The sequence below is a fragment of the Mesorhizobium sp. ISC15 genome, assembly GCF_037162615.1.
Taxonomy (GTDB): domain Bacteria; phylum Pseudomonadota; class Alphaproteobacteria; order Rhizobiales; family Rhizobiaceae; genus Mesorhizobium; species Mesorhizobium mediterraneum.
The window spans coordinates 6,764,860-6,782,236 of the sequence record NZ_JAVSPX010000001.1 but is presented as its reverse complement, the minus strand read 5'-3'; the positions used below and the strand labels follow the sequence as shown (position 1 = coordinate 6,782,236).

Here is a 17,377-nt window from a genome sequence, read left to right as displayed (position 1 = left end):
GTGCCTTGCCGATCCCCTGTGCGGAAGTTCCATGAGCTACTCGATTCGGCTTTGAGGATGGCCGTCGACATTCGCCTGCAAAAGGGGCCATCCGCCTCATATTCGCGCGTTTCCGCGAGATCGGCAGTGCGCGCCAGGTGCTGATCTCGATGACCGACGACGGCGTGCATTTCCCCCGGCCGTCCGACGGCAAAGAAGATGTTGTCCTTCGACTGGGTTCCGATCCGCTACCACAACGAAATCTTTGATTCTGAAGAACCCATTCTACGCCGGAGCCTATGTCTATGGTAAGAGCAAGAAGCGCGCCGAGATCGTCGATGGCCGTGTCCGCAATAGCAATTGTCATTGCAAGCCGGCCAGCCAGGACCTGCTCACAATCGTCTATGGCAAGGCGGGCGGGGCCAAGTCGGAAGAGTTCTGTCGCAAACGAAATGGCAACCCATATCTGGCACGAAGGCCTCTCTTTCGGGGAGCGCGCTTGTTTGACCGGTCAGTGATCTTGCTGTGCGTGCGCTGGTATCTGGCCTACAATCTCAGCCTGCGCGATCTGGAAGAGATGATCGCCGAACGCGGCCTGAACGTCGACCAATCGACTGTGCACCGCTGGGTCGTTCATTTCGCGCCGCTGCTGATGGAACGCTTCAACCGGCGCAAGCGCGCCGTGACCGGCAAATGGCATGCGGACGAGACCTACATCAAGGTGCGCGGGCGATGGATGTACCTCTATCGCGCCATCGACAGCGTCGGCGACACCGTCGAGTTCTGGTTCAGTGAATACCGGGATTTGCCGGCCGCCACGTTGGCACGCCATGGCCGTCCCGATCGCATCGTCATCGACGGCAGTCAGACCAACCGGGAAGCCCTCGTTTCCTGCGATGCCACAAGTCGATTGCAGAATTGCTCCCGGCGCCGGTCGAAGCCGATCCGCATCCGCCAAAGCCAATACCTCACGGATGTATTTGACAAGGGCCGTTCTGCTCCGATGTGCGGAGGTGTGCTCTCACGCGTTCTGTCCTGGCGGACGGCCGAGATAGCGTCGCGCGCAGCGAGGTCAGGGCTGGCCGGCAGGCCATCGCGCGGTATGCGCGGCTTGGCCTAGACGGAGCGAGCACGTCGCTATCGTTCGCCGGCTGCGGGATGGATCGGCGAAGCTGATTTTGCTATTCTTTCGCGGCTCGGGTGACCGCGTGGCGAAGAGCAGGGTCGAGGTTGCAACCCTGTCGCGCAGCCTATGATCGTCGCACCTCATGTGCGGCGCCCGAGCGCCACGGATGCGCATGAAGAAGGCGCGCAGCGGACCAGGCACACCGGAAATGACCCACGCCGCCTCGACCAGCATCGATCGCGCGTGGGCTCGGCCTTGTTTGGTGATGCGGCCATGGTAGGCCGGCTTGTCACCGGACTGCCGGACCCGCGGGTTGAGCCCAAAATAGCTGACAAGCTTTTCCGGTGATGAGAACCGTTCGACATCGCCAATGGCCGCCACGATACTCAGCGCGACCGTGACGTTCACGCCGGTGATCGTCATCAGTCGCTTGACCCGAGGCTCCTGAAGGGCCGTCTGCGCGAGACTCTTGTCTACTTGTGCAAGCTCACCACCAAGGCGATCGAGTTCACCGGCATGGCGAAGGACGACACGGCGCTGATCCTCGGCGAGCGGCTGAGCCTCCAGCCAAGCCCTGCCGCGCTTCGAAAACAGCGTGCCTTTGTAGGGCGGGATCAGGTTGGCATGCAGAACCGAATGGATCCGGTTCTTGAGACGGGTCATTTGGGAGACGAGCTGCGTTCGTTCCGCTACCACGCGACAACGCGTCTCGGTTTCTTCATCCGGCATCCAGACTTCAGGCAGAAAGCCGCTCGCGTGGAGCTTGGCCAGCACTGCCGCGTCGATCTTGTCGGTCTTGACCTTGGCCCAGGCGATGGCCCGAACCAGGATCGGATTGGCTATGACCACCCTGCCCACAAAGGGCGAGAGCAACCGGACGATCGCGCTCGTATTGCCTGTCGCCTCGATGACGATCTCGTCATCCGGCTTGAGTTTCGTGGCGAACTGCAACAGACGACCGTGTTCGAGATCGATCCTCCCGGCATCCCGGATTTTGCGTTTCTCCAAGATCGCCATTTGAGCGAATGATCGGTGGACATCAAGGGCAATGATTCTCATTCCCAGCTCCTTTCCAGGGTCAGCAACCATGGGAGCCGGCGGGCTACACGACAACTACGGATCCGCGCTCGCAGCGCAACCGGGCAAGTCGAAGGGGGCGGCCAGATAACAACTCGAACTCTCGGTTCATCAGGTACTTCGGCCTGCCCGCCATGCGTGCTCCCGACACCCCAATCCCGGTAGGTGGACGGTAGTCGATCCATCCGTGCAAGAAAATACGGATTGGCGCGTCGCGCCGATTCATGCCTGATAATATAACCGCATCGAGCAGGATCATCGGCGCATCAAGCGCCGGGTGCGGCCGATGCTCGGTTTCAAATCGACGCACGCCGCCGCGGTCACCCTGTCCGGCATCGAGATGGTCCACATGATGCGCAAACGACAGGCGAGGTTCGCCTATAATCCACGTCCCTCGATCGCAGAGCAGTTCGAAATCCTTGCAGCATGATCATCTGCGCGAAAGCGTCCCGTTGTGACCAAAAGCACGATCTGCGACAGAACCCGAAAAATAGCACGGCGAATGCATCCTTCATCGGCAGGGGAGGCGGCTACTGCCTGATGGCTGACATCGGGTTTCGCTCGGCTGATGTGTGCTCAGTGGATGTGACGCGCGAGATCTGCGATCCTACCCATCAGCGCTTCCATCGGTCCCCAGTGGCGCGCAGGCAAAGCACCGCGAAAGTGCTTACAGCCACTATGAAGCCAACGAGAACGCACAGGCCAGAGCCTCCTCCAAGAAAACATATTCCTATAATGTGCAGGACATAGGCGGTCAAAGACATCGAGCCGACTGCGATTATTGGCCAGACCAGCTTTCGCAGATGCGGGAGCGCATCCATAGCGAGCAAGCAAGCCGCCAAGATGATCATTGCGCAACCGGTGCTGCCCACGATCGAGAACGTCGTTTGGCTATGGGGTGCGGCTATCCATGGCGACGACCAGGGAGGTGGCCGCCGTCCGACCACCACCCGGCGGATTCCTGCAGATCGCCGGGTACATCAGGCAGCAAACGCAGCGCGAGGAAGGATCCGCAATGGCCCAACACAGCCAGCGCTACCCCCGCCAGGCCAAGGCGCCAATGCATTGCTTGCGTACTAAGGTCAAGGCGCGCATGGCCATGCCTGCGATCACGAAAGGAACCCAGCTCATCGCGGGGTAACTGCCGCTGACCATGAGCTTGAACACCGGGTCGAAGTACGGATCTCGGAGCCAAACATTGCTGCAAGGTGGAAGCGCAATTGGGGTAGAACTAATGCGGTCGCCGCAGCGAGGAAGCCGAGCGGCTCTGCACTGAGCCGACAGAGCGGCAGGACCAACAAGAAGCAGATTCCGTAGTATGGCAGAACGTTCAGGACCGGGGTGCCGAGGCAGACCAGGATTGAGCCAAGCGCGAACAAAACAAGTGCACGAATTGCGACTCTGGCAATGGCCTGTCTACCGGCTATGCCCGACTTCGGCGCCTTGCGGCCGGTAATCACGAGGATCGAAAAACCGGCCAATACGGCAAACAGGCGGACGACCGCCCATGGGTTAGTTCCATCAGAAACCCGACTAGTCCTCCTTCGCCGGGGTCGGGACCGAGATGGGCGGCACACATCCCGAAGACAGCCAGGCCCCGAGCGAGGTCGATGCCGACCAGCCGATCTACCACCGACCCATGGCTCGCGCCGGCCATCGGGGAGTTCTCGGCTGGCGGTGCCTGTGCTATGCTGGGCTCCTTCCTTGGTTATGTCGATCGCGGGGTCCGCGACAGGAGAGCCGGTCGGCTGCTGCCGTCGTCTCACCCTCAAGGGTGCAAATCTCGTTCCAATCTGACGGATCGAGCCGGCGACAGAAGTTTATGCTTGCTGTTCAGCTCTTTAGCCGACGGCAAACAACACATCGGCTTACCAAGCCTGTGGCGCGGACCTGACAAACCCCACACAGCGTGTCGTGGAGCCGACATTTTTGAGGCAATAGCGGTGAACCTGCGGCGAGAGCCTCAGCGACAGCGGGTGATCCGATCAGCACGCCCGCGGCCTGGGCGAGCGGACACCTCGGCCACGGTGTTGGCGGCGCGGTTCAAGCCACGATGCGCATGAATCGAGGGAGCAAGGACATCACGCTGGACGAGATGGTCGAACGGCTGTCGGTCGAGCGGTCGGCAGGTATCAGCCGCAGTGCCCTGAACGCCTGGCTTGGCGAGCGCGGCTGGACGTTCAAAAACGTATGGCCCGCCCGTCGGCAAGAGGTTTATTTCTGATGGCGGCTGGTCTGCATCAACGTATACGGCGTGTCGGCTGATTGCCGTCGCCAAGATGGAGATCCGCACGCTCCGGGCCTCATAAAAGTCACGGCGTCGAAGCGCCATCTTTTGAACCAGGCTTCCAGAACGTCGGTTCGACCGTCAGGCCATCTTTCAAAGTCCTCTCGCAGACATCATCGGTCGGGCGGCGTCCATTCGTGTCGCCGCTGACCTAATTATTTCAGGCGGTTGCCGTGGCCCGGTCGGCCTCGAAGGGTGCCTCGCGACGCAATATCACCCATGCGATGCGGGCGAGTTTGTTGGCCAGCGCCACCACCACTGTGTTGCGATGCCGTCTGACGAGCAGGCTACGCAGCCACGCGCCCAGCAACGTCTGGCTTCGGGCCAGCGACGGCAAGGCCGCCCTTGCCCCATGGATCAGCAGCGTGCGCAGGTATTTGTTGCCGCGCTTGGAGATGCCGAGCAGCCTGGGTTTGCCGCCGGTGGTATGTTGCCGGGGCACGAGCCCCAGCCATGCGCCGAGATCACGGGCTCTTGCGAAGGACGAGTCGTCCCCTACAGCGGCGACGAGAGCGGTGGCATTGAGAACACCGATACCGGGGATCGACGTCAGGCGCCGAGCGGCTGCATCGTTGCGGGCCAGTCCGACGAACTCCCGATCCAAAGCCTCGATACGGCGGTCGAGATCAAGCCATTCCTCCCGCATCTCCGCAAGCAGGCGGCGAATGCGGCCGGCCATGAAGTCCGGATCGGCGAGCAATGCCTCCACAGCCTGCTCGAGCTTGCGGCGTCCCTGTGCGATAGTCGTGCCGCGCTCCAGCAGAATGGCGCGCAACTGGTTGGTCAGCGTCGTGCGCGCGCCCACCAGCCTTGAACGAACCCGATGCAGCGACTGGATGTCCAGCTGCTCCGCCGTCTTCAGCTCGACAAATCGCATAGTCGGCCGTGTCGCGGCTTCGGCGATGGCTTCAGCGTCCCGATCATCGTTCTTCTGCGCCTTCACGTAAGGACGCACGTATTCCGGCGACATCAGTCGGACCTCATGTCCCTGGTCGCTCAGAAGCCCACCCAGATGATGCGCGCCGCAGCAGGCTTCCATTGCAACCGTGCAGGGCGCAAGCTTCGAGGCGAAGCCCACAATCGTTTTCGGTTGCATGCGGCGGCGCAGAACCACCTTCCCGTCCGCATCCAATCCCGCAACGCTGCAGCTGTTCTTGCCAAGGTCAATTCCCAGTATCATGATCGTCATGGCTCGTCCTTCTCCGGTTCCAAACACCGGCATCCTAGCGCGATGCCCTCGAAGGAGGGCGGGCCATTCCATAAAAGTGCGCACATGAACTGGAGCAAGACCCTCTGGACGTCCTGAAGCGCCGTCGCACCTGGTTCGCCGGACAGCTCGATCTCGATCCTGCCCGGCTTGTCTTCATCGAAGAGAGTGTGCTTTACAGCAGCGGAAGGAATTCAGCATGGACTAAGACAGTAGCGTAAAGCTACGTTGGCGATGGGGCCGGCCCTCTGGGATCGCCTTTCAGGAGCACGTCTCAAACCAGTCCGCGCTGCTGCGGTAAAGAGCCGTGGTGGTGAAGTGCACCAGGCCAAGCTGGCGAGTTCCAGCCGGTGCAAGTCCGGCCCGGGTGAGGGGTAGCACCCGCCCATCCGGCCACACTGATCGGCGGTTAATGTGACCTCCACGGCCTTCAGGCGTCTTGAGGGTTATGGATGAGATAAACTTGTCTGAGTTGGCCAAACACCACGTCGGAATTCGGTGTTAGCTTCGCCTCGGCCGTGTAGTGCTCACCGTTAATCTGGAAGCGTGCCGGCTGATCTTGGTTGCGCTGGCCCGGTAGGAACCCGAGTTTTCCCAATTCAAGAATGATTTCACGCGGCATTAGTTGGCCGCCATTGTCCCAGCGGTGGTGGTCCCATAACGGGCCAACGAGATATCCGATGTCATCTGATGAGCGGAGAACCGACGAGGACTCCTTGCCAGACGCCTGCGCCGATCCGCTAGAGGGCTTTCCGACGCAACATTCTCCAACCGCTTTCCTAACTGCTGACTTAACGCGCGACCACAGTGAACCGTCTTTGCTATGCAGGCCGGACCGCGGCGGCATCCGCATCGACCCGCCGATGTCAGGGTGCCGGATTCCTCCATGGTCATCTGCGGGAGTCGCATTAGGCGGAATGAGTTGCAAGTCGCCTAGGTGCTGATCTTGTACGGCAATATACTCCTGCATCGAAGATGCCGTGCTGAATTGGTCGATTGAATTGAGTGTCAAACCACTCTCCTTTGAACAGATGGACTTTCGTAGTCTCCGAAGCTAGTAGCGTCTGGTATCCAGGCTCCGGAGATTCCTGCCGCCATAATGCTCTTCTGCCGCCTTGTGACAGACATCCGAGTAGAATTTATCGGCATCCTCGATAGTGCACCCAGCACCCGCGAAACAGCCACGCGCTATCTCATGGAGCGTATGCCGGATCGAGCTCGTGTCGTCGTAGACTGCGTTGAGGCACGCTATAATGACAATGACCTCTTCCTTTGAGAGACATTGCTGTCCGCTCATTAAGCGCGCATGGTTGATGCAGGCGACGGCGTTGGCGCATGTGAACGAGTCACCGAGGCCTGAGCAATCCTCGAATCCGTTGCCTTTCTCATTCAACTTGAAGTGAGCGATGGGCAGGTTTTTCATGTCTTCGATTTCCCTGCGATTCAGGTCCTCGATGACCGCGGGATGGTAACCTGATAGCCTCTCCTGACGCCGGGTGTCGAGTTTATGCAGCCACGGCCCCACCAAGCTGGTGTTGCGCTTCAGCTTGTTTTTATGCGGATCCTCGAACATCAGAGACGCGTCCAGCTTCTCGGTTTCCGCCAGTGACAGAAAACCATGTTCGGCGAGGGTTTTCATCACGACCTTCTCGGCATTTCCCCAGTGCGCTTTAGAAGCATAGACTTGCCTGAAGTTTAGGATGGCCTGGCCGGCCGCGAACTGGGCCTCTTCGCCAAGTGCACGATCCTGATCGAGCAGCGACTCGAGCGTCTCGGTGCATTGCTTGAAAGTTAGCCCCTTTTTGCTTTGCAAGGTATTCCGGAAATGCTCCGCGCCCTTGTTCACGAAAGGCCGAGTGGCCGATCTCGAGGTGTAGCCGTACGCGCCGGTATCGTCATTGAGCACACCGGTCAGCGCGTACTTGTTCTTTTTGTCGTATAGCGGACTCTGCGTCAGGTCCGGATCTTTCGGCACCTGAGGCGGTCGGTACTTAGACACGCACTCGTCCTTCACAAGATGGCCCTTCATGCAGGCTAGGTTCAGAATGATTGACCGGCGAGCATTGGCAGAATCCGCCAAGCGCGCGACGTGGACGCGGGTCGCCGCCCGGTAGTCGATCATAGCTACGAACTGGTTGTCCCCGAAAATGCGGATTGGAATGAGGGGACGCCCATTCAAACGCTTAGCATCGGGGCTGGCGCCGTGATAGCGCGTGTAATATTCCCTCGCCTTCGCCTGGGCGGTCCTAAGCCGTTGGTTGCTGGTAAAGCCCTTTCTCCCATCATGTAGCGAGGTGGTGGAAAGGGGAAAATCGTTGGCGATCTTATCGTAGGCGCAGCCCGCGCCCGCGAGGCACAGGCCGTACTTCACCGCCCGCGCGAAAAGGTTTGATCCGTCGCCCGTTCCGCCTGGCGCACCCTCACCATCCTTTTCCTCACCACCTTTCTGCTGTGCTGGATTCTTCGCAGGTGAGGGTGCCGCACTCCGGGAATGAAACACAGCAAGTTGATGCGCTTCGTGGAACGCAGTCACGGCGCTCGGAGCCTCTGCCAGCCCGTCAACGAGGCGCCGGTCTAACGCCGAAAAGCCGTTAAGTTGGTTATTCCCGATTCGCATCTCACCGCTCCTCTAGCAAAGCCCATGATGCAGCCTCAACAGTTGCGGGCACGACATCGAACGGATTGTCAGAGGGGTCATTGATCATCACGTCGCCATCCTCGATAATGTTGCCGCCTTCAAGCCCGACAGATTCTTATCTCCTCCGATCGGCCTCCGCGTGTTCAACAGGCCTTGAAGGCGATCCGTAAGCCGTAACTCGTTCTTCCGCCTGTCTTAGGGCAATAGTGCTGCCAGGGCGCGAGCCCGATACTCCGGCTCGTCAAGTCCGTCGGCAAGGGCAGCGATGCGCCTTTGTAGCTCGGGGGCAAGGCCCGCCAAGCCTTGCCGGAGGCCTGCTAGAGCCATTACGAGATACTCGGGGTCGTCGATGCTCTCGGCCAACACGGCGAGACGCTGCTGCAGTTCGGGCGCAAGCCTTGGTACGCCGGCTCCGAGGCCCCGTAGGGCCGAGGCGCGATTGGCGCTGTCAAGTCCCTCGGCGAGGACGACGAGACGCTGCTGCAGCTCGGGCGCAAAAACTGCCACGCCGGCTCCAAGAACCTCGAGGGCCAAAACGCGATGCCCGGGGTTGTCGAGCCTCTCGGCGAGGACGCCGAGAGGCTGCTGCAACTCGGGCGCCTGCCCTGTGACGCCTATTCCGAGCGCGCTGAGGGCGAAGGCGTGATAGTTTGGTTCGTGAATGCCGTCGGCGAGGACCAGGAGACGCTGCTGCAGCTCGGGCGCAAGCCCTGTGACGTCTATTCCGAGGGCCACCAACGCCGAGGCGCGATTCCAGGGCTGGTCGAGCCCCTCTGCGAGAGCCACGAGGCGCTGCTGGGGCTCGGGCGCAAGCCCTGTCAAGCCTGCTCCGAAGCCGCGTAAGGCCCTGGCGCCATCTTCGGGCTCACCGAGTCCCTCGGCGAGGGCGACGAGGCGCTGCTGCAGGGCCCTCCAGAGCTCGGGAGCGATGCAAGGGGTCAAGTCCCTCGGCAAGGACGACGAGACGCAGCTGGAGCGCGGGCGAAGCCCCGCCACGCCGGCTCCAAGGACCTCGAGGACCGAGGCGCGATGCCCCGGGTTGTCGAGCCTCTCGACGAGGACGACGAGACGCTGCTGCAACTCGGGCGTAAGCCCAGTGACGTCTGCTCCGAGGGCGCTGAGGGCCAAGGCGCGATAGTTTGGTTCGTCAATGCCGTCGGCGAGGACCAGGAGACGCTGCTGCAGCTCGGGTGCAAGCCCTGCCACGCCTGTTCCGAAGCCCCGTAGGACGAAGACGCAATCTTCGGCGTCTTCAAGTCCCTCGGCAAGGACGACGAGACGCTGCTGCAGCTCAGGCGCAAGCCTTGCTACGCCGGCTCCGGGGCCCCATAAGGCTGTGGCGCGATTTGCATCTTCAAGTCCCTCGGCGAGGGCGACGAGACGCTGCTGCAGCTCGGGCGGGAGGCCAGCCAAATCGGCTCCGATCTCCTCCAGGGCCGAGTTGCGCATCTCAGGGTCGTCAAGCCCCTCGACTAGGGCGACGAGAGCTACCTTCTGCGCACTTAGGAGGCAATTGAAATTGTGCGCCAGTGATTGGATCACGCCGGAATACATCAGCCCAGCCAAGGGATTTGCTCCGGATTGCTGTTCCGTCAACCTGTTCCAGATGGCCTGAACTCGGACGGCCCTTTGATACCTTTCTTGATATGCCGGAGTTAGCTGGACGACAGCACGCAGTTCAGGACTTGATTGCGTCAAGCTCAGAAGGTCGATCGGGATAAGCCTCTCAGCTGTGTCACCTTGTTCAAACAATAGAGAAAGGATACTGCTGGGTTGCTCCTCCCTCGCGCGTGGGGCTTGAAACTCAGAGCGCGTCTGCTCCACCACAGAGCTGGATGCTCCGCCGGCTTCTTCAAGCCGAACAAGCGGCCCGGCGGGAGGATCGTCCGTGGTATCACGGTCCATGGCGCTAGCAAACGGCATGGGCGCCTTGCCACGCACGTCAATGTTCCTCATGATTCACCCCTTACGGATCAACGACTATTATGCCCATCGGGAATCATGGCCCATCGGGTGCCTGGTTTGTTGCAGGCATATCCTGATGTGCAAATGATGCGCCACTTGAACGACCGACATTGATCTCAGCCCTTCCGTGCCGAGAGGGTGGAACCTGCCAGCTCAGCCAGCGGGGCGCGTGTCGCGAGTCTGGGAGGGATCCAGGTGGTGACTGAGGACTGTTGCCGAGCAACTCTGCTCTTGCCGCCAGGGATATTCCCTGGTCATTGCGTGCAAGGCCGCTGATGAACTTGTGCCGAAAACCATGCGGTGAGCTCGCGGAATCCTGATGGCTCTTCTTTGTCCGAAGCAGACAGCCGAATGTCAACCATCCGCCAATTTGTTGCGAAGGCAACCACGTCCAGCAAAACGGACGCGCATGTTCTCGCTGCGCAAACTGGCCTGGATCTTGCGGCGTGCTTCGCAGCACGAAAAAGGCTTGGTTGCAGGGATCCCCAAGTGAATGCTCCTCCTACGACGTTCCGCTCGGCTTCCCTGCGGTAACTGCAGTATTTGCAAATCCGGTGGTCGCTAAATAGTCAGGCCGCCTCATCATTCGTGCCAGCGGGGCGCCAGTCGGCATACGCGCGACTCCTGCGTATTCCGACGAAGCCGGCCATCGATTCCGATTTGAAGCCGGCCAGTCATTCCGATTTCATTCCGGCCGGTGTTCCGATTTGAAGCCGGCCATTTTTCGGACTGATCCTGGGTCTCGTTTGGGTTGGGTTTCGTTTCAGGTCAAGCTTGCGCTGTTTCAGAGGCTCTTGGCGAGCGCTGTTTTCGCATGCTTTCACCGGTGAGATCGATGCGATAGGCGTTGTTAACGAGGCCGTCCAGGATGGCATCGGCCAGAGTTGGGCTTGCAATGATCTCGTACCAGCGATCCAGAGGCAACTGGCTGGTGACGATTGTTGATCGGCGTTCGTAGCGGTCTTCAATGATCTCAAGCCCATCACGCCGCTGGTCATCATTGAGTTTTTCCGGTCCCCAGTCATCGAGAATGAGAAGGTCGGTTTTGGCGAGTTGCTTGAGGATCCGGCCATAACGTCCGTCTCCTCTCGCGAGGGCAAGCGTTGCAAACAGCCGGGGAACGCGGTGATAGGCGACGGAGAAATCCTCTCGGCAAGCTTTGTGGCCAAGGGCACAGGCCAGCCAGCTCTTGCCGACGCCCGCCGGCCCGATGATGAGAAGGCTGTGATGCTTTCTGATACAGTCGCAGCCGGCGAGCGCCATGAACAGATTGCGATTGAGACCGCGTGCGGCGCGAAAGTCGGCATTCTCGATTTGTGCGTCATGGCGAAGTTTGGCAGCCCTGGCGCGGGCTTCGAAACGCTTCTGGCGGCGCATGGTAGCCTCGCGCTCGAGCAGCATGGCAAGCCATTCGCCATATTCGAGGCCGCGTGCTTCGGATTGTGCGTCGAGCTCCTGGAAGGCGGTGGCCATGCCATGAAGGCCGAGTTCGCGCAGCATGTCGATGGCCGGATGGTGGAATGCCTTGCGGCCTTGTGATTGGCGATAAGCGAGGCGATGCTCTTGCAGTTCAGCCCACCGATCTCGACAGCGCGGGCTGGCACGGCTTCGGCGCGATCGTGTGGGATACCTCGAAACAGGCGAAGGACACCCAGGCATGTCCGAAAGCCTTGTTCAGGATGTGGGCGACTGGCGAGGATTGCGACAACCAAGCCTTCCGTCTCGGCCCGATGGATGCGGCCCAGCGACGGAAACGATCCGGCGTCCACTCGGCATATCGCCGGTGGGAGCTGGGCATATGATCCGGACCCGTCCCATGACGAGGGCCGCCATAGCGGCGCTGATGGACGGCAATGCGCTTGCCGCGGTGGAAGATCTCGATGCGTGCCGTTGCTCTCAGATCGACTTGCTGGCGAATGAGGCTGTGCGGTACGGAATAAAAGAAGGTCTTGAACTCGACGTGGTAATCCGTCGAAACGAGGGCCAAACGCCACTCGGCGAATTCGTAGTCTTTGCTCGGCAAGCTTGCGAGCGCAGCACGCTCGACGCTCTCAAACAATTGCCGGCGACTGACCCCCAGCCGACGCATGACGTGATCATTGATGCGATCGAGTGCCTGGCGAATGGCGGCATTGGCCTCGGCCAGCGAGAAGAAGGTCTGGTTGCGCAGCCGCCCCAGAATGCATGACTGGGCGAAACGCACGCCGTTCCGTCGCGGCCGTGCCGGAAGAACCCCGCCGCCATAATGGGATGCCATCTTGCCGTAGCTGCGATTAATCTCGGATCGTAGAAGCTGGCGCGCTGACACCCGACTTCAGATTGTCGGGGACGATCAGTCGGGGAACGCCATCAAAGAAACGAAACATCCTGATGTGTGAACCAATCCAATCAGGCAGTGTCTGGGTCCAGGTTGCTTCGGCATAGGTGAAGCTGGACGCACCCAGCACTGCCACGAAGATCTCCGCCTCACGGATCTCGCCGGTGTCTCGATCAACGATCGGGATCTTCTTGCCGGAATAGTCGACGAAGACCTTGTCGCCGGCGGCGTGTTCCTGGCGCATCGTCGGCGAAAGCCGCTGTTCGAAGCTGCGAAAGAGCTCGCAGAACCGGCTAAAGTGTTATGCCGAACATATCACCTGTTATGTTGCGGCCAAATTTATGTTGCGTCTCGGGGGGATGAGCCAAGGATCTCGGTGATTTCCTTGGCCCAAGCCACCACATAAGAAGAACGGCGAGGGAGTTCGCTACAGGGCTTTCAGGAATGCCATTAATGACGGCAGAGATCGCTGCCGTGGGGGCTCTTTCAAGCCGCTGATATCAACCTTGGCCAACGCCTTGGCCTTCATTTCCAGATCAACCTCGGCGTAGATGTGCGTGGTGTCCAACGACACATGGCCGAGCCAAGCGCGGATGGTGTTGATATCGACACCGGCACGCAGGAGGTGGACGGCTGTCGTGTGCCGAATCGTATGAGGGCTGACGCGCTTCGTCGCCAGGGTCGGCACGGTTTTGCTCGCCATGGCGGCATATTGCGTCACGACGCGGTGTATTCCGAACCGTGTCAAAGGTTCCTTCATCCGCCCCAGAAAGACTGCATCGCTCCTATCCCGATCGGTCACGAGGCGAGCCAGCGATATCGCCGTCGTTGGCCACAATGGGCAGATCCGGACCTTGTTTCCCTTGCCATGGAGTCGCACTGACGGGGACGTGCACAGCTGAAGATTGCCGACCGTCAACTTTGCTGCCTCATCGGCGCGCGCACCAGTGTTGTAGAGGAATAGCAGCAGGGCATGGTCGCGCACTCCAAGACTCACACGCCTGTCGGGTTGGCCGAGGAGCGCATCCATCTCAGCTTTTTCGAGATAGCCGATCGCGGCCTTTGCCGTCTTCTTGAATGGTATCGCCCTTATCTCGGAACACCAGGCCAGGTTGACGGGCGAACGCATGCCGATGAAGCGTGCCAGTGAATGAATGGTCGCAAGCCGTTGGTTACGGGTTGCTTCGCTGCATCGGCGATCACGTTGCAGATGGTCCAGGAATTTGCGGACGATTGCCGGCGTCAGATCTTCCACCGTCATACGATCGATAGCACGACCTCCCTGCTTGCTTGCAAACGGCAGCAGCAGTGTAAGCGTGTCGCGGTAGCTGGCTTGGGTGTTGCGGGAAAGATTGCGTTCGGCAACCAGGTGCTCCAACAGGAAACGACGGATCCACGGACCAAGGAGGCTCTCATCCTTCATGGTTGGCCCCCATTGCGTATTGCGCAAAGCGCTGGCTGGCTGCATCGAGGAGATCCGGCGTCATGTGCAGATAGCGCTGTGTTGAACGGATATCGATGTGACCAAGGTAGGTTGCGAGTTGCGGGAGCAATCGCTGCACGTCTTGGCCGGAGCGATACCAGGCAATCACCCGGTGCACGGCTGCCGTGTGACGAATATCGTGCAGTCGTGGCGGCCGAAGCTCGCCGACAGGACAACTGATTCCGGCGGCATGGCGGACATGCTGGAACCAGGAAATGACCCGCACGTAGTGCCACGGCCGGCCATCGCGCGTGGTTAACAACGGTGATTCTTGCCCGCGCGACAAAGGGAGAAGGCGCCGGCGTTCGATATGCGCAGCCAGCTCGCAGTTGAGCTTTGGTCCGATCGGCACAAGACGCGTTTTGAAGAACTTCGTGTCGCGGACAGTGATGATCTGCTCGGTCAGATCCACGTCGTGCAGGACCAAGCGAAGCGCCTCGCCGATGCGCATACCGGTACCGTAAAGCAGCAGGAGAAGGGTACGATAAATTGCCGGCACCTGAGGACTGTGCCCAACCTTCAGGATCGAGGTCGCGTCCACCAGTCGACGTAGCTCTTCGGTCGAGTAGACGTACGGGGTCTGTTGCGGCGGCAGCTTCGGGATTGTTGTCGGCAGCGGCGAGAACGTCGCATGGCCGCGGCTGACGGCGAACCGGTAAAAGCCGCTCAGGACTTTGTAGCGCAGCATCCAGGCGGCGCTGAGCGAGCCGCTGCCTTGGAGAAACGCGGCTACCGTCTCTGGGGTAATCTCGCTGATCTCGGGATTGCCCAACACACGGCAGAACCTGCGCAGCAGCACCTCGGCGGACTCGAAACGCATGCCTAATGACCGCTGCTTGGCCAGATAAACGTCGACGACATCGGTCAGCATCATTGCAGCGCTCCCAGGTCGAATGCACCAACCTCGCGAATAGCTGCCAAGTTCACCTTGGCGTAGATACTGGTTGTCGCCGCGCTACGGTGCCCCAGGTGGTCTCCGATCTCTTTTATCGACAGACCTTCGGCAAGAAGCCGGGAGGCGCAGGCATGGCGCAGCGCATGCCCGCCGCGATGGGCCGCTTCGATTCCAAGCGCGACAAATCTGCGGTTCGCGACATCATAGATGCTCCCCGCCTTCAACGGCCGACGGGGCGCTTGCATGCAGAGGAAGACTTCCGGGCACGACGACGATGGCCGTATCGTGTCGATGTAGTGGGCGAGCGCCTCAGCAACAGACGAGACGAGCGGATAAATCTGCGGCTGGCGGCGCTTCAAACGGAAAAGCCGTAGCGTCCGACCGGCCCAGTCGATCTGATCGAGGCGCAATGCCACTACTTCCCCGCTGCGCATTCCATAGACCGCAAGTAGCAGCAGGATTGCACGATCGCGGATGTCCCGCGGCTTGTCGGTCTCGGCATCGGCTAACATGCGCTGCACGTCTGACCAGTCCGGGGCGTACGGCAGAGACTCCTGTCGGTAGAGCCGGGGACGGCAAATCGATCCGGCCAGGCTGTCTGCGCACATTCCCCGCTTTCCTGCGTAGCGCAGAAATCCGCGCAGAGCCGAAGCGGTGTTGGCGACCGACACCCGGGACCATCGTCCCGTCGCCTGGGTAACGAAATAAGCGTCGATGTCCCCGGCCTGAAGATCCCCGAGTTGCCGGTTCGTCTGGTCGCACCAGCGCAGGAACCTACCGATCACACGGGTCCATTGCTCGAGCGTCGATGGTGTGAAGCCGCGCTCATCGCGCATCCATCTCACATACTCATCGAGTTGGCTCTGATACTCGAACCCGGCACTCGGTTCACGCCACCAACCGAGAAATCGAAGCCAAGGTCGTCCGATATCGATCAGTCTTCGCGCCGCGGTGACGGCTCCGTGGGCTTGTTGCCTCTCAATGGCGATCTGTCGGAGGGCCTCGATGTCGATGCCCTCCGAAGCGGCATCCGGGCCGAGACGCGTAGCAATCCACAACAGCTCGCTGCGCTTGGTTCTGAGAGAAAAGGGAGTGGCGCCGCGTTCCGCGCAGTGGCGAAGGTAACGATTCCGCTCTTCGGCAAACGGCGCGTCATCATTGTGGTGGCCCGACGAGTGGCCGGAAAAAGTCGTCTCATCCATAGCAAACCTCCATTGGAAAAGGCTTGCTAGCCAGCCATTAAGTTATGTTGCGTCAAGGACCCAACGACGGCCAGACGCCTGAGAAAGAAAAGGGCTTCCGCAACATAAATTTGGCCGCAACATAACGGCTATAGCCATATCCGTCGGGATGACTTCCTCGATACTCCTCCCACAAGATGAGGAGCGTGACGCCCGGCTTCTTGAGCTCGACGGCAAGATCGGCCCAGTTCGGCTCTGCGCGCCGCCGCGCGCCCTGTTTGACGCCATTGCGAGCGAAGAGTTTGTTCTCAAGCGCGTCATCGGTTAGTTCGCCTGGCAGGGGCCAGCTCAACCCGATTGCCGCTGCGCGCCGCAGATTATCCTGCACCGTACTGCGTGCTATTCCCAGCACGACCGCAATCTCGCGGGAGCTGGTCCCGCTTCCGGCAAGCCGAAGCATTTGTCTCAACTGTCTCATGGTCAGCCTTCTCTTTGCCGGCATCAAAATGTCCTCGTTCATCGCGAGGTAATTGATGCCAAAGTTGCTGACCCAGGAGGTAATCTTCAGTGCCGAAAACCGGCCGGTCTTTGGTTGGAATGGTGGCCGGCTTCATACCGGAATGGTGGCCGGTGTCTGATCGGAATGGCGGCCGGCTTCACGTCGGAATCCGCACGACTCCTATGCGCTGAGCTTCCAGCTGCTCTTCACGTTCGCTGCAAAGAGGCTGAAGGTCTCGCCATCGGCGCTGACGCTGGAGCAACTCGACGCCGGTCTCATCAGAGCTTTCCTGGAGTATCTCGAGGACAAGCGCAAAAACGCGCCGGTGACGCGCAATGTCCGGCTGGCGGCCATCAAGTCCTTCTTCCGCTTCCTCGAATACAGGCAGCCGGCAGCCCTGGAGCATATCCGCCGCGTCCTGGCGATCCCATTCAAGAAGACGGATCGGCGTCTGGTCCCCAGTCCAAACACGGGAGGAGCTGCAAGCGGTGCTCGATGCCCCCGATCCCGGCACGCGCGATGGCATCCGCGACCGGGCCATGCTGCATCTGGCGGTTTGTGGGGTCTCGCGTGTCCGAGCTGACGGGGTTGAAGCTCGAGGACATCGACCTGTCGTCGATGAGCATTCGTGTCCTGGGCAAGGGACGGCGGGAACGGACAGCTTCCCTTGTGGAAGACCACGGCCGCAGCCCTGCGCGCCTGACTCGCCGTTCGCGGGCGGGT

The 17,377-nt window shown here is 60.4% G+C and carries 15 protein-coding genes and 5 pseudogenes; 6 read left to right on the top strand and 14 right to left on the bottom strand.

The genetic code is table 11. The annotated features are described in order from the left end of the window. Positions 1-66: 66 nt before the first annotated feature. Both RPG13_RS32545 and RPG13_RS32540 read left to right on the top strand, forming a co-directional pair. Positions 67-355 (top strand): annotated as a pseudogene (locus RPG13_RS32545) (recombinase family protein); the annotation flags it as partial. A gap of 90 nt (positions 356-445) precedes the next feature. Continuing rightward, positions 446-991 (top strand): annotated as a pseudogene (locus RPG13_RS32540) (IS6 family transposase); the annotation flags it as partial. Between the two features lie 60 nt (positions 992-1,051). Here RPG13_RS32540 and RPG13_RS32535 read toward each other — a convergent pair. Beyond that, complete coding sequence (locus RPG13_RS32535; protein ID WP_337126931.1) at positions 1,052-2,164, bottom strand: IS110 family transposase; 1,113 nt, start codon at positions 2,162-2,164, stop codon at positions 1,052-1,054. A 256-nt stretch (positions 2,165-2,420) separates the two neighbouring features. Here RPG13_RS32535 and RPG13_RS32530 point away from each other — a divergent pair. Further along, a pseudogene (locus tag RPG13_RS32530) lies at positions 2,421-2,612 on the top strand (DDE-type integrase/transposase/recombinase); the annotation flags it as partial. Between the two features lie 184 nt (positions 2,613-2,796). On the opposite strand, the gene RPG13_RS35050 reads toward RPG13_RS32530, so the two are convergent. Beyond that, positions 2,797-3,033, bottom strand: a complete 237-nt coding sequence (locus RPG13_RS35050) for a hypothetical protein (protein WP_442921377.1) — start codon at positions 3,031-3,033, stop codon at positions 2,797-2,799. A 1,153-nt stretch (positions 3,034-4,186) separates the two neighbouring features. Between RPG13_RS35050 and RPG13_RS32525 the strand changes: the two are divergent. Further along, positions 4,187-4,364: pseudogene (locus RPG13_RS32525) on the top strand (IS630 family transposase); the annotation flags it as partial. A gap of 265 nt (positions 4,365-4,629) precedes the next feature. On the opposite strand, the gene RPG13_RS32520 reads toward RPG13_RS32525, so the two are convergent. Beyond that, the gene (locus tag RPG13_RS32520) at positions 4,630-5,658 is read right to left on the bottom strand and encodes an IS110 family transposase (protein WP_337126930.1); all 1,029 of its coding nucleotides are present in this window, start codon (positions 5,656-5,658) and stop codon (positions 4,630-4,632) included. A 74-nt stretch (positions 5,659-5,732) separates the two neighbouring features. Between RPG13_RS32520 and RPG13_RS32515 the strand changes: the two are divergent. Further along, positions 5,733-5,852, top strand: a pseudogene (locus RPG13_RS32515) (IS630 family transposase); the annotation flags it as partial. A 254-nt stretch (positions 5,853-6,106) separates the two neighbouring features. Here the strand turns inward: RPG13_RS32515 and RPG13_RS32510 are convergent. The 11 genes from RPG13_RS32510 to RPG13_RS32460 all read right to left on the bottom strand — a co-directional run bounded on the left by RPG13_RS32510 (position 6,107) and on the right by RPG13_RS32460 (position 17,060). After that, positions 6,107-6,688, bottom strand: coding sequence for a hypothetical protein (locus tag RPG13_RS32510; protein WP_337126929.1), 582 nt, complete (start codon positions 6,686-6,688; stop codon positions 6,107-6,109). Positions 6,689-6,730: 42 nt separating this feature from the next. Then, positions 6,731-8,293, bottom strand: coding sequence for a XopAG/AvrGf1 family type III secretion system effector (gene xopAG, locus RPG13_RS32505; RefSeq protein WP_337126928.1), 1,563 nt, complete (start codon positions 8,291-8,293; stop codon positions 6,731-6,733). Positions 8,294-8,509: 216 nt separating this feature from the next. Then, positions 8,510-9,880, bottom strand: coding sequence for a hypothetical protein (locus RPG13_RS32500; protein ID WP_337126927.1), 1,371 nt, complete (start codon positions 9,878-9,880; stop codon positions 8,510-8,512). A gap of 1,167 nt (positions 9,881-11,047) precedes the next feature. Next, positions 11,048-11,779: an IS21-like element helper ATPase IstB gene (gene istB / locus RPG13_RS32495; protein ID WP_337126926.1), complete on the bottom strand. Its 732-nt coding sequence runs from the start codon at positions 11,777-11,779 to the stop codon at positions 11,048-11,050. A 70-nt stretch (positions 11,780-11,849) separates the two neighbouring features. After that, on the bottom strand, positions 11,850-12,536 hold the full coding sequence (locus RPG13_RS32490; RefSeq protein WP_337126925.1) for a Mu transposase domain-containing protein: 687 nt from the start codon (positions 12,534-12,536) through the stop codon (positions 11,850-11,852). Positions 12,537-12,552: 16 nt separating this feature from the next. Next, on the bottom strand, positions 12,553-12,840 hold the full coding sequence (locus RPG13_RS32485) for a hypothetical protein (protein ID WP_337126924.1): 288 nt from the start codon (positions 12,838-12,840) through the stop codon (positions 12,553-12,555). Between the two features lie 183 nt (positions 12,841-13,023). Continuing rightward, positions 13,024-14,019, bottom strand: coding sequence for a tyrosine-type recombinase/integrase (locus RPG13_RS32480; RefSeq protein WP_287307411.1), 996 nt, complete (start codon positions 14,017-14,019; stop codon positions 13,024-13,026). Then, a complete protein-coding gene (locus RPG13_RS32475; RefSeq protein WP_287307412.1) occupies positions 14,009-14,953 on the bottom strand; it encodes a tyrosine-type recombinase/integrase in 945 nt (314 codons plus the stop codon). The genes RPG13_RS32480 and RPG13_RS32475 overlap by 11 nt, the downstream gene beginning before the upstream one ends. Beyond that, positions 14,950-16,176 carry a tyrosine-type recombinase/integrase gene (locus RPG13_RS32470; RefSeq protein ID WP_337126860.1) on the bottom strand — a complete coding sequence of 409 codons (1,227 nt, stop codon included), beginning with the start codon at positions 16,174-16,176 and terminating at the stop codon, positions 14,950-14,952. Before RPG13_RS32470 ends, RPG13_RS32475 begins: the two co-directional genes overlap by 4 nt. A 52-nt stretch (positions 16,177-16,228) precedes the next feature. After that, positions 16,229-16,657, bottom strand: coding sequence for a hypothetical protein (locus tag RPG13_RS32465; protein ID WP_337126923.1), 429 nt, complete (start codon positions 16,655-16,657; stop codon positions 16,229-16,231). A 154-nt stretch (positions 16,658-16,811) separates the two neighbouring features. Then, the gene (locus RPG13_RS32460) at positions 16,812-17,060 is read right to left on the bottom strand and encodes a hypothetical protein (RefSeq protein WP_287066521.1); all 249 of its coding nucleotides are present in this window, start codon (positions 17,058-17,060) and stop codon (positions 16,812-16,814) included. Between RPG13_RS32460 and RPG13_RS32455 the strand changes: the two genes are divergently transcribed. Beyond that, entirely contained in the window at positions 16,944-17,237 is a 294-nt protein-coding gene (locus tag RPG13_RS32455) for a hypothetical protein (protein ID WP_287066532.1), read from the top strand. The two genes, RPG13_RS32460 and RPG13_RS32455, sit on opposite strands and share 117 nt — an antisense overlap. Positions 17,238-17,377: the final 140 nt, after the last annotated feature.